An 11,928-nucleotide genomic window follows, 5' to 3' on the forward strand; every position below is an offset into this window, starting at 1 on the left:
AGCGATCGTCCGATAGACGCCGGAAGGCCGGTCGAGCGGGGTGCTCGGCCGGCCTTCGCGGGTGGTACGGCGTTACTTGGTACCGAAGACCTGGAGTTCGGTCATGTCGGTGAAGGTGCAACCGCCGAAGGCGCCGGCGGGGCAGTTCGTGGCGAAGTCGGGCACCTGCGGGCTGAGCATCCAGAACCGCACGTACTGGACCCCGGTGGCGTTGCCGGTCGGGGTGACCAGGGTGTACTTGCCGCGGTTCGCCGCGGTGAACTCACCCTCCTGAGCGGTCGCCCAGGTGGTGCCGTCGGCCGAGGTCTCGATCCGGTACTTGCCGGTCGAGGAGCTGCCCGGGTCACCGCAGGTGTTCGACGGGTCCACGTTGAACCCGCTGATGTTCACCTTCTCCGGCAGTTTGATGTCGATGTGCTTCGGGATCATCACGTTGGTCGGCGTAGCGGCGTCGTCGCCGGTGGTGCTGCCCCAACCGGTGCCCTGGGCGTTGTCGATCGCGTAGTCCGGACCGCATTGCGGGGTGTAGTCCGGGCCGTTGAAGTCGACCACTGAACCGCCGCCGGACGAGGCCGCCCAGTTGCGGCGCGGTGCGAAGTCGGCCTTGGAGCCGGCGCTGACGGTCACCTTCTGGACGATCAGCTCGTAGCCCGGAGCGGACACGACGACCTTCGGGTAGGTGCCCGGGGCAACACCGGTGATGCTGAACTTGCCGGTCGCGTCGGTGGCGTCGGCGTAGTCACCCGCGTAGCCGGAGGCGTGACCGCCGATGTAGACCAGCGCGCCGGCCACCGGAGCACCGGTGTCCTTGTCGGTCACGGTCCCGGTCAGGGTCGTGGTCGCACCCTTCGGCGGCTTGTGGAAGTCCTCTGCCGGGAAGGCGTCACCGCCGTCGACTACACCGGCGTACCAGCCCATGCCGCGGTTGGCGAAGACGGTCCAGATGATGTCGGCGTTCTTGCCGCCGCTGGCGACCAGGTCGGCCTGCACGATCGCGTTCCGCATGTCGAGCATGGTCGGGTCGTTCGGCGCCAGCTCCATCGCGCGGGTGATGATGCTGACCGCGTAGCTGCGGCCGAACCGCTCCCGCAGGTCCCACAGGGTCTGCGCCCAGACCTCACCGGACGCGTGCACCTCGGGCGTACCGCCGATGGTCGGGAAGTCGCCGTAGGTGTAGCCGCCCTTCGAGCCGTCCAGCCCGACGCAGTTCGGGCTGATCGCCTTCACCCGGCAGTCGTTCGCCTGGGTCCGGATCGACCCGCCGCCGGTGACGTACTTGCCCTCCATGACCTCGCCCGGCGCCGTGGTGTCCTTCTCCAGGCCGTGCGCGACCAGGTAGTCGAGTGCGTAGAAGTCGCTCCAGGCCTCACCCATCGAGCCGGCCTGGATGCTGTTCAGCGTCGAGTTGCCGGTGGCGTCGACGACCAGGCGGTTGGACAGACCGTGGACGTACTCGTGGTACAGGATGTCGGCCGCGTTGGACGAGCTGGTGGCGACCGTCGTGTTGTCGCCGGCCGTGCCGAACAGGTACATCTGCATCGTCGGCGGGATGCCGTCCGGCGGCGTGTTCATGTTCGCGTTGTTGACGTGGTTGGCGTCCGGTCCGCCGTCGGCGCCGGTGGCCGCGCCGTCCAGCGCGTTCAGCAGGACCGGGTCGCCGCCCGCGGCGTCGAATGAGCCGGCCGCCGGGGTGAAGCTGATCGGCGGCTTGGCCAGCCAGTCGTGGAAGTTGCTGGCCAGGTAGAACCCGTTGGTGACGTCCTGGTTCATGTTCGTCTTCCAGGAGTCCGGCTTGGCCGGGTCCCAGGAGCAGATGAACGTCGCCGAGCAGATCGACGAGGCGTTGAACGGCGTCAGCTTGTACTCGGCCGTGGTCTTGGTGCCGGGCACCTTGACCGTCTCGCCGGCGTTCGGCTGGTTGTCGTCGTTCACGTCGGCCCAGGCGGCGACCGACGTACCCTCGAGCAGGGTCTTGGCGTTCTTCGGCAGCCACTTGTTGTAGATCAGGTTCTCGACCCGCTGCGTCCCGCCCTTGGCGGCGCCCGGGTAGTTGTCCGTCACCAGCGCGTCGCCCAGGCCCTCGCTGGACAGGTTCCGGCGGTAGAGCAGTCCGCCGGTCTGGGCGTCGATGACGTGGGTGTAGATCTTGGTGCCGCCGGTGTTGACGTAGGTCATCCAGCCCTTGCGCAGCCCGTCGGCGGTGTGGAACCACACCTGCTTGACGACGTCGCCGTTGCTGAACTTCGTCTCGGCGCCGGCGGTCTTCGCCGTCGCGGACTTCGCCGTACCGCCGATGTCCTCGGCCGCGGCGCTGCGAGCCGCCGCCGCGGTCAGTTTCGGCGCGGCCGCGGCGGACCGGGACTGGGCCTGGGAGGTGAGGCCGGCCACCGGAGCGCCCATGACCGAGATCAGCTGGCCGTTCTTGGTGACGTTGGCCTTCAGGCCGTTGCCGAACACCTCGATGCCGTCGACCACCTGGGACCAGAAGATGTGGTGGGTACCGAGGTCGTCGACGTAGTCCTTGCGCAGCTTCAGCGTGGCCAGGTCGGCCTCGGAGAGCTTGAAGACCTCGGGGTGCGCCTTCACGTAGTTCAGCGCGACGTCCTGGGCCTTCTTGGCGCTCCTCCCGGTCAGGAAACCGTCCAGCTTGGTCACCTGGGCCGGGGTGCCGGTGTTCGGGTCCACCTCGACGACGCCCTGGGTGCCGAGCGAGTTGCGGAACTTCTCCGAGGCCGCGGTCTCCTTGCCGGCCACCTTGGCGGCGCGGGAGTAGGTGGTCTTGGCACTCGGGGTGCGGGCGTCGTAGTTGCCCTTCTGCTCCCGGCCCCCGAGATTCTCGCCCTGGGCCGCCTTGCCCTGGTCGGGGCCGGCGTTCTGCGCGGCCGTGGCGCCGCCGGCGGCGGTCACGACCAGCACAGTAGCGGCGGAGACGGCGGTGGCCGCGAAGAGCCCCCGCCCTCTGCGTGATGAGATCACAGCAACGCTCCATGGAGTTGTGTGCGCGGATCGCCCTCCACGACCCGTCCGCGGGAGACCTTAGGCCGGACCGAGGTTCCCGCGGAAGGGAAATCACCGGAATGACGTGGAGACGAGGGTTGTCCTTCGTGCCCGGAAGAGTACTAGGAGCGACAGCAGAACGGTTGCACCCAGCCACGAACCGGCTGCTGCGAGTGTCGCACCGCCCGGGTGGACGATCGACTCTCCCCGCTGCGCCTGCCAGGTGACGAGCCAGATCAGCCCTGCGTACGACGCCGTACCGACGAAGACCAAGGCGGTCCGCGGACTCTCGGGACGCAGCGCCGGGAAGCGGCGGGCGAGCAGAACGAGGCCGAGGGCAAGCAACGGGATCGCCTGCAGTGCGTGCACGCCGAGGAAGTGACCGATCCTCAGGTCCCCGCCTTCGGTGCTCCAGCCAGTGATCGGCAGGCCGGCGCCGCCGTCCTCGACACCGACGGAGTGCGAACCGAAGTGCAGTTGGCGACCCGCCTCGGCCGTCTCCAGTTCCTGGGCCGGCGTGGCCCGGAACATCAGGTTGCCGAGCAGCATGCCGCCAAGCGTCGTACCGAGGGCGAGCCGGATGCTCCAGCGCAGCGCCCGGTCGCCGGGCTTGTCGAACAGCAACTGGATCGCGATCACCAGTACGGCGGCCCAGACCAGGTAGATCGTGGTCGCCATGATGTTGTGGATCAGCTGGTCGGTCGGGGTCGACATGTTGAAGTGCAACTGCCGCCCGCGCACCACGACCTGCCCGGCGATGAGGACCATCTCGGCCGCGACGCCGACGGCCACGACCGTGCCCATCCACCAGCCGAGCCGCCGGGCCTTCCGCTGCAGCGACAGCATCCAGGCGAGCGTGACGCAGTAGATCCCCAGGCTGACGGCGAACTTCAGCGGCTTCATCCAGATCGGGTGACCGAGCAGATCCCGGTCGTCGAACAGGGCACCGATGATCGCGACCGGGACCAGTGCGGCCAGGGCGATCGAGACCCACAGCAGGGGCCGGTGCAGGCGGGCCGGCTTGTCGGGAAGTTGGGGTACGGCGTCCGGCCGGGCGGTGCTCGTGGTGGTCATGAATTGATCCTCGGCACTGCCATGCCGAGGATCAGGAGCCCCAGCTCCACCGCTGGGGTGGACCTGGGCCTACCTCATGAACGGGCGGACCCCAATCGCGGCGGGGTCCGCCCGTTCGCTCAGCAGCCGCGTTCCCTGCTGCGGCTGATCAGAAGGCGCCGGCGCCGTTCGGCGTACCGAGGCCGGTCGGGCCGTCCCAGCCGGTGCGGGCGTTGCACCACTGGGTCGTCGGGCAGGATCCGTTGCTGCCACTCGTCACGTCGAACAGCGCGCCCGGGTTGGCGTACGGCAGCGCGTTCGCGTAGCCGCTGGTGTTGCCGGACAGCGCGTAGACCGCGGCGATGATCGGCGCGGCCTCACTGGTGCCGCCGAACTGCGCCCAGGTCGACGCCGTCTTGGTGGTCGGGTAGTAGATCGCCATCCCGCCCTTGGCCGGGTCGGCGGCGGCGGAGACGTCCGCCATCGCCCGCTTCGAGCAGCCGGTGCCGAAGGATGCGGCCGCGCTCAGCGCGGTGTTGTACGTCGAGCAGCCCGAACCCGTACCGTCCCACACTGTCTCGCTCCAGCCCCGGCTGTTGCTCGCGGCAACGAGCGACGTACCGCCGACAGCGGTCGTGTACGACGACGAGGCAGGGTAGCTGCCGCCCTGGTAGCCGTTGTCACCGGTCGATGCGGTGACCGCCATACCCGGGTGGTTGTAGTAGCTGCCGTACGTCGCGTCGGACGCGTCGCCACCGCCGTAGCTGTTGGAGATCGCCACCACGCCCGGCTGCTTGGATGCCGTCACGACCGCGGTGCCGAGGTCGGCGAAGCTCGCCGAGTTGGCCTGGACGACGACGATCTTCGCATCGGGTGCGGCGGCCGATACCGCGTCGACGTCGAGCGCCTGCTCACCGGCCCAGCCCGCGTCGAACCGGGGCAACGTGGTGCCGCCGGTCTGGTTGATGATCCGCAGGCAGCCGTTGGCCGTCGTACACGCGGACAGGCCGAACTGGGAGCGGTAGACGCCGAGGTCGCGTTCCAGGTTCGGGTAGCCGTAGGCGTCGACGATGGCGACCGTGCGGCCGCCGGCGCTCAGGCCGTTGAGTTTGTACGCATCCCGCAGGCCGGCCGGGGTCAGACCGGTCGCCGGCGGTGTGGTCGAGGCCGGTGCGACACCCTTGTCGTTCACCAACTTCTCCGCGCTGCAGGTCGCGGTGTCCGCGGCCTTGGTCGCCGAGCAGACCTTCGCGGCGTGCTTCCCAGCGGTGTAGGGCGTGGGGGCGCCCTGTGCCGTCAATCCTTGTGTTGTCAGTCCCGCGACGGCTAGTGCGCCGACGCCCAGGGCGGACACGAGAATCCGTTGCCTCAACAGAACTCCTCGAGCTGGGCAGGTCTCCGCCCACGATCCTCAACGAGGTCGGGGGCGGAGACCGGCATGGGTGGGGTGCCGAAATCGTCCGCCCGCGCGGGACCTCGAATCCAGCGATCGGATCCACGACAAATGTCATGGGTTTGAACCGGACCCCGGCCGATTTTCCCCGTCCTGACGGGGATTCCGGATCGCCGCGGGCCGCGAAGGATTCCCCCCGACTTTCCCGCAACCCCCCTTGACACTGCGCCCCACGCCCGAGCGGTTCCGTTCCTGGTGTCCGTGTCAGGCGGGGACGATCCAGCTCGGGTCGAACCGTCGGAGTACCACAGCACATGGCGAGTCGTAGTTCAGCTCATCCTGCGACGGGTTGTCGTTCAGGACCCTGCGGGCCTCGACCAGCGAAAGAATGATGCCGCTACCGGTCGAGGTCAACGCCGAGTAGCCGCCCTCGCGCAGGTTCCCGGCCAGATTTCCTTCGTTCGCCAACGGGTCTGCGCTCAGCGGTCGCTGATATGTCCACGTCTCGCCGTCGTCGGCACTCGCGCGCAGCGTCATCGCGTAGCGATCGTCCAGTGTCCGGCTGGCGGAGTTGAGATGGACCAGGAAGAGATCGCCGTTGATCGAGTGCGAGATCTGCGCAGCGTGGCAGCCGGGATCGATGATCTGGGCACGCCAGTACTCCTCGCCGAACATCTGCCAGCTGCCCGGATTCCCGATGGCGATGCGGCGGGTATGGGGGTAGTCCACCTCCCCCTTGATTTCGTGGTTCAGGGCGCGGTAGTTCAAGATCAGCTGCCCATCCGAGCGCTCTGCGACGGTTCCCTCGCCGTACGGCAGGCCGGCCAGTCCGTTGGGGACGCGGTGACCGGCCCAGTCCCCGCCGGGCTCCTTGATGATCAGGCGCCCGCGCGCGGGGACCACCAGGGTGCCGTCGGCACGCTGGATCCCGTTGCCGGGCCCGATGAAGTCGTTGGCCGGGCTGCCGTCTTCGGATCGCCGGTTCAGGTCGTTGCGCACCACCGGGTCCGTCCAGGTGGCCCCGTTGTCGTTCGACGTCGCAATGTAGACCTTCGGGTCCTGGTCGTGCAGGTCTCCGGGTTGCCGGCGCAGCATGAAGCAGTGCAGTCGCCCCGTGGTCCGGTCGTGGACCATGGTGGCGTTTGTCCAGCTGTAGAGGGTCGCCCCGGCGAGAGAGGTCGCGACGCTCCAGGTCAGTCCGGAGTCGGTTGACCGGCGCATCAGCAGGTTGAAGTTCCCGCTGGCATCGGCAACGCCGTCCGGTCGGCCCTCCACGACCGCCACGACGACGCTCGTCCCCGGGATCGCGAAGATCGAGGGGATGCGGCATGAGTGGTAGCTGCCGTCGCCGCTCGGCTTGGGAATGGCCGCGGCTCCCGCTCGGGCATCGCCGAAGAGCATCTTGCTCTCCATCCCGTCGGCATCGAGAGCGAATGCCCGCCGTGGGAACGCCAGCCTCGACCCCGTGAGCCCGAGCGCAGCCACACCGGCCACCCCACCTAACAACCTTCGACGCGATAGCTTCATGGTCGATCCCTCACAGACCTCGTTGGCAGACGCCGGGCCGGAACGACCCCGTACAGTGGACGAGCAGAGTAAGGATCAGCGGGAACAGCCCGCTGCCCGTACTCCGCCCGTACCGAAGAGGTCTGCCCGGCGTGCGTCATCGACTGTGAGCACCGTGCCGCCGGTAATCGCTTGCCGACGGCCATCTCCCCACAGTCGATAACCCTTGGTGATCAACAGGACCTGACCCTTACCGTCAACACCATGTCGTTGCTCGATGAAGCACAGGTCCTCCAGGCCGAGGCCCACGCCCTGCTCGGCCAACTCGCCCTCGACACGGCCTTTCCGTGGTCTCCCCAAGTGATCGGCAGCGCCCTCTCCGGCCTGATGGTCGTCCGCGACCTCGACGTCATGTTCGACGCCCCCGACGCCACCCCAACGAGGGTTTTGGAAGGCCTGGCCACCCTCGCCCGACGCGTCGACCTGCGCAGTGTCGACTTCCGGGACGAGCGCGGCGATCGCCGTCCGACGCCGGCGATCACGGACGAACGTTTGTACGCCGTCCTGCACACCCCCACCTGGAAGATCGACCTCACCTTCTGGCTGCACGTCGTCGATCGACCGCATGTCGCCGACGCTCTGCGGCTGCGGGACGCACCTGCCGACAAGCGCCTCACCATCCTGCGGTTGAAGGAGCTCGGCACCGACCTCAGCAGCTCCGCCATCTATGCGGCAGTGCTCGGGACATGAAGAGTGCCGGCCGTCCGGCAACGCCACCGGACGGTCGGCACTCGCTTCAGGAGAGTCCCAGTTCCACGGACTCCTGGTCGGTGAAGAGACGGGAGCGGATCAGGAAGCGGACCCCTTCGGGCGCCTCCACCGAGAAGCCGCTGCCACGGCCCTTCACCACGTCGACGGTGAGCTGGGTGTGCTTCCAGTACTCGTACTGGTTCGCGGACATCCAGAACGCGATCGGCCGGTCCAGACCGTCGACGACCAGATCACCGAGATGCACGTCCGCCGACCCCGTCTTGAATTCCCCGTCCGGGTAGCACATCGGCGAGCTGCCGTCGCAGCACCCACCGGACTGGTGGAACATCAGCGGACCGTGCATCGCGGTGAGACGGCGAAGCAGCTCCGCCGCCGAGTCCGTGAGCGACACCTTCTCAACCACCATGGCTAGAAGAACCCGAGCTTCCGCGGGCTGTAGCTGACCAGCAGGTTCTTGGTCTGCGAGTAGTGGTCGAGCATCATCTTGTGGTTCTCCCGGCCGATGCCGGAGCTCTTGTACCCGCCGAACGCCGCGTGCGCCGGGTAGGCGTGGTAGCAGTTCGTCCAGACCCGGCCGGCCTGGATCTCGCGGCCGGCCCGGTAGGCCGTGTTGATGTCCCGCGACCAGACGCCGGCACCGAGTCCGTAGAGGGTGTCGTTCGCGATCTTCAGCGCATCGGCGTAGTCGTCGAACTTCGTCACCGCGACGACCGGGCCGAAGATCTCCTCCTGGAAGATCCGCATCTTGTTGTCGCCCTCGAAGATGGTCGGCTGGATGTAGTACCCGCCGGCCAGGTCGCCGCCGAGCTCGGCCCGAGCGCCGCCGGTGACGACGCGAGCGCCTTCTTCCTTGCCGATCTCGATGTAGGCCAGGATCTTCTCGTACTGGTCGTTGCTCGCCTGCGCACCCATCATCGTGTCGGTGTCGAGCGGGTTGCCCTGCTTGATCGCCTGCGTGCGGCCGGTCGCGTCGGCCAGGAAGTCGTCGTAGATCGACGACTGGATCAGCGCACGGGACGGGCAGGTGCAGACCTCACCCTGGTTCAGCGCGAACAGCGTGAAGCCCTCCAGCGCCTTGTCGTAGAAGTCGTCCCGGGCGGACGCGACATCGGCGAAGAAGATGTTCGGGCTCTTGCCGCCGAGCTCGAGGGTGACCGGGATGATGTTCTCCGACGCGTACTGCATGATCAGCCGCCCGGTCGTGGTCTCACCAGTGAACGCGACCTTGGCAACTCTGTTGCTGGAGGCAAGCGGTTTGCCGGCCTCGACGCCGAACCCGTTGACCACGTTCAGCACGCCGGGCGGCAGCAGGTCGTGGATCAGCTCGAGCAGCACGTGGATCGACGCCGGTGTCTGCTCGGCCGGCTTCAGTACGACGGCGTTACCGGCGGCCAGCGCGGGGGCCAGTTTCCAGACCGCCATCAGGATCGGGAAGTTCCACGGGATGATCTGCCCGACCACCCCGAGCGGCTCGTGGAAGTGGTACGCGATGGTGTCGTCGTCGATGACCGAGACCGACCCCTCCTGGGCCCGCAGCGCACCGGCGAAGTAGCGGAAGTGGTCGATCGCCAACGGCATGTCGGCCGCCAGCGTCTCCCGCACCGCCTTGCCGTTGTCCCAGGTCTCGGCCACCGCGAGGGCCTCGAGGTTCGCCTCGATCCGGTCCGCGATCTTGTTCAGGATGTTGGCGCGGTCGGCCGGCGACGTGCGTCCCCAGCCCGGCGCGGCACCGTGGGCGGCGTCGAGGGCGCGCTCGACGTCGTCCGCCGTACCGCGGGCGATCTCGGTGAAGACCTCACCGGTGACGGGAGTCGGATTCTCGAAGTATCCGCCCTTGACCGGCGGAACCCATTCGCCGCCGATGTAGTGCTCGTAGCGCGATTTGTACGCGACCGGGCTGCCATCGCTCCCGGGAACTGCGAAGATCGTCATAGGTCCTCCTTCGGACACCTGGACGGTGGACCGAACCTAGGTGGCGTGACGTTGCACGGACGTTGCAACACGGAGTGAGGCTGATGGACGCACCGGAGCAGGCACGCCGGTTGAGCGCGTTGTACGACGAGGTCCTCGGTGGCGGCCGGGTGCCCGGCGCACCGCGCCCCCTCGTCGCGGCGTCGTGGGAGCGATCTCTCGCCGCCTCGGTCGATCCCGGGCTGGACGCGCCGCCGGTGATCGTCGACCCCGATGTGGTCGAGGGCATCCGCGAGAACCACCCGCTCCGCGCCGTCCTGCCGGTGCTGCGCCAGACGCTGACCTCGATCGCCGACGAGGCGTCGCACATCATGATCATCACCGACGCCCAGGGGATGATCCTCTGGCGCGAAGGTGCGGTCGACGTACGACGTCAGGCCGACCGGATCGCACTGTCGGAAGGCGCGGTGTGGTCGGAGGACAACATCGGCACCAACGGCATGGGTACGTCGCTCGCCGTCGGGCAACCGGTGCAGATCCACTCGGCCGAGCATCTGGTCCGCCGCATCCACGAGTGGACCTGCGCCGCCGCACCCGTGCACGATCCTGACACCGGCAAGCTGCTCGGCGCGGTCGACGTCTCAGGCCCGTTGCGCACCGTTCATCCCGCGATGGTCGCGTTGGTGACGGCCGCGGCGCAGCTCGCGGAAGGACAACTGAAGGTCCGGATGGCCGCGGCCGACGAGATGCTGCGCGCCCGAAACATGAGGCACCTGATGGCCCTCGGCGATGCACCCGGCGCACTGCTCACGCCGACCGGCCGTGTGCTCGCCGTACAACCGATCGAATGGTTGCCCGACCGCCTCGTCGTACCGGACGGTGCCGACCGCATCGATCTCGGCGACGGACGCGAAGCCTTGATCGAGCAGCTCGACGAGGGCTACCTGCTACGCATGCCCGGTACGCCGGTCCGCCGCAGCAGACCGTCATTCCGGTTGAAACTGCTCGGGACCGCCCAGCCGATCGCGGTCGTCGGCGGTCGTGAGATCGCGTTGACTCTGCGACGAGCCGAAGTACTCGCGCTGCTCCTGCTGCATCCGGCCGGCCTCACCGCCGAGCAGTTGATGCTCCAGTTGTACGGCGACGAAGGCAACCCGACCACGGTCCGCGCCGAGATGCACCGGCTGCGGAACCTGCTCGGCGGCGGAGTCCTCGACACCAAGCCGTACCGGATCATCGCCGATGTCTCCGGCGACGTCACCGACGTACAGGCGGCCCTTCGCAACGGCGACCTGACCACGGCTCTCGACCTCTACGACGGACCGTTGCTCGCCCGCTCCGACGCCCCGGCGCTGCGAGCCGAACGGGACGAGCTCGACGCCACCCTCCGCCGCGCGGTCCTCGACAGCGGCGACACCGATCTGCTGTGGCGATTCGCCCAAACTCCAACAGGCGCAGAGGATCTGGAGATCTTCGAGACGCTGGACATGTCCCTCCCACCCACCGACCGCCGCCGCCCCGCAGCAGCCGCCCGCCTGCACCGCCTCGCCGACTGAGTACCGCGGGCCGGGCGCAACCTGATTCGGCCGGCCCGCGGTACGGGCGTACGGCGACACCCGTGATGCCGCCGTACGGACTCACTCGCGGCCGATCAGGATCCACATGTAGTCGCGGTTCTTGACCGGGAAGGTGGCGGTCTTGCTGCTGATTTCCTTGGTCTTCTTGCAGTCGGTGGTGGTGTAGCGCCAGCGGACCACCTGGACACGCCAGGACTGCTTGAGTTGGTGCAGGCGGCGGATCTTGCCGGCCGGGACCTCGGCGGTGTACGACCAGGTCTGCGAGACCGAGTGCGACTTGCCGACGGTCTTGGAGTACTTGTTCTGGATCTCCGCGATCACCAGCGGGATGCTCACGCCGAGGTCGCCGGACCAGGCCGAGTTCGACTCCGAGGTCGCCGTCTTCTGGTAGGTGATCCGGCCCGGGCCCTCCAGCCATTCGCTGTACAGGTTCGTACCGACGTACACCTCCTTGCCGCCCCGGGTGTACCAGTGGACCGCTTTCGTGTCGCACTTCTTCGCGACTCGCGTATCCGGGTCCACCGGAGCCGCACTCGCCGTACCCGCTCCCTGCACCAGCAACCCACTGGCCAGCACCGCGCCTGCGACCGCTGCACTCTGAAAACGCATCGCACACTCCCGTGAAATCATTTCCATCACTGCATTCGCAGTAGTAGGAAACTTACGGATTGGTCTAGCGCGTGGGCAACGGATGTCGTGTAACGCTCTGTGTCGGTTTGT

At 67.9% G+C, this 11,928-nt stretch carries 9 protein-coding genes; 2 read left to right on the top strand and 7 right to left on the bottom strand.

From position 1 onward, the window contains the following. Nucleotides 1–72 precede the first annotated feature (72 nt). The 4 genes from V9K99_RS14705 to V9K99_RS14720 all read right to left on the bottom strand — a co-directional run bounded on the left by V9K99_RS14705 (nt 73) and on the right by V9K99_RS14720 (nt 6,928). The gene (locus V9K99_RS14705; RefSeq protein WP_337323518.1) at nt 73–2,976 is read right to left on the bottom strand and encodes a M36 family metallopeptidase; all 2,904 of its coding nucleotides are present in this window, start codon (nt 2,974–2,976) and stop codon (nt 73–75) included. A 93-nt stretch (nt 2,977–3,069) separates the two neighbouring features. Continuing rightward, a complete protein-coding gene (locus V9K99_RS14710) occupies nt 3,070–4,071 on the bottom strand; it encodes a hypothetical protein (protein WP_337323517.1) in 1,002 nt (333 codons plus the stop codon). 148 nt (nt 4,072–4,219) lie between these two features. Continuing rightward, the gene (locus V9K99_RS14715) at nt 4,220–5,422 is read right to left on the bottom strand and encodes a S53 family peptidase (RefSeq protein ID WP_337323516.1); all 1,203 of its coding nucleotides are present in this window, start codon (nt 5,420–5,422) and stop codon (nt 4,220–4,222) included. 285 nt (nt 5,423–5,707) lie between these two features. Beyond that, a complete protein-coding gene (locus tag V9K99_RS14720) occupies nt 5,708–6,928 on the bottom strand; it encodes a sialidase family protein (RefSeq protein ID WP_337323515.1) in 1,221 nt (406 codons plus the stop codon). Between the two features lie 285 nt (nt 6,929–7,213). On the opposite strand from V9K99_RS14720, the gene V9K99_RS14725 reads away from it, so the two are divergent. After that, nucleotides 7,214–7,699 (top strand): hypothetical protein, encoded by a 486-nt coding sequence (locus tag V9K99_RS14725; RefSeq protein WP_337323514.1) that lies wholly within the window; start codon nt 7,214–7,216, stop codon nt 7,697–7,699. 46 nt (nt 7,700–7,745) lie between these two features. Here V9K99_RS14725 and V9K99_RS14730 read toward each other — a convergent pair whose 3' ends face one another. Together V9K99_RS14730 and adh are read right to left on the bottom strand one after the other, a co-directional pair. Next, nucleotides 7,746–8,126 carry a DUF779 domain-containing protein gene (locus V9K99_RS14730; RefSeq protein WP_443137101.1) on the bottom strand — a complete coding sequence of 127 codons (381 nt, stop codon included), beginning with the start codon at nt 8,124–8,126 and terminating at the stop codon, nt 7,746–7,748. Between the two features lie 2 nt (nt 8,127–8,128). Continuing rightward, nucleotides 8,129–9,652, bottom strand: coding sequence for an aldehyde dehydrogenase (adh, locus tag V9K99_RS14735; protein WP_337323513.1), 1,524 nt, complete (start codon nt 9,650–9,652; stop codon nt 8,129–8,131). A gap of 83 nt (nt 9,653–9,735) precedes the next feature. Here adh and V9K99_RS14740 point away from each other — a divergent pair, with 83 nt between their 5' ends. After that, complete coding sequence (locus tag V9K99_RS14740; protein ID WP_337323512.1) at nt 9,736–11,187, top strand: GAF domain-containing protein; 1,452 nt, start codon at nt 9,736–9,738, stop codon at nt 11,185–11,187. A gap of 81 nt (nt 11,188–11,268) precedes the next feature. Here the strand turns inward: V9K99_RS14740 and V9K99_RS14745 are convergent, their stop codons facing one another. Further along, on the bottom strand, nt 11,269–11,817 hold the full coding sequence (locus tag V9K99_RS14745; protein ID WP_337323511.1) for a hypothetical protein: 549 nt from the start codon (nt 11,815–11,817) through the stop codon (nt 11,269–11,271). Between the last annotated feature and the right edge of the window lie 111 nt (nt 11,818–11,928).

This window comes from Kribbella sp. CCNWLW201, from assembly GCF_037203805.1.
Classification (GTDB): Bacteria; Actinomycetota; Actinomycetes; order Propionibacteriales; family Kribbellaceae; genus Kribbella.

Excerpts from the sequence above, each read along its gene's own strand:
- V9K99_RS14710 (WP_337323517.1), bottom strand. The coding sequence starts at position 4,071 with ATGACCACCACGAGCACCGCCCGGCCGGACGCCGTACCCCAACTTCCC.
- V9K99_RS14725 (WP_337323514.1), top strand. The coding sequence starts at position 7,214 with ATGTCGTTGCTCGATGAAGCACAGGTCCTCCAGGCCGAGGCCCACGCC.
- V9K99_RS14730 (WP_443137101.1), bottom strand. The coding sequence starts at position 8,126 with ATGGTGGTTGAGAAGGTGTCGCTCACGGACTCGGCGGCGGAGCTGCTT.
- adh (WP_337323513.1), bottom strand. The coding sequence starts at position 9,652 with ATGACGATCTTCGCAGTTCCCGGGAGCGATGGCAGCCCGGTCGCGTAC.
- V9K99_RS14740 (WP_337323512.1), top strand. The coding sequence starts at position 9,736 with ATGGACGCACCGGAGCAGGCACGCCGGTTGAGCGCGTTGTACGACGAG.
- V9K99_RS14745 (WP_337323511.1), bottom strand. The coding sequence starts at position 11,817 with ATGCGTTTTCAGAGTGCAGCGGTCGCAGGCGCGGTGCTGGCCAGTGGG.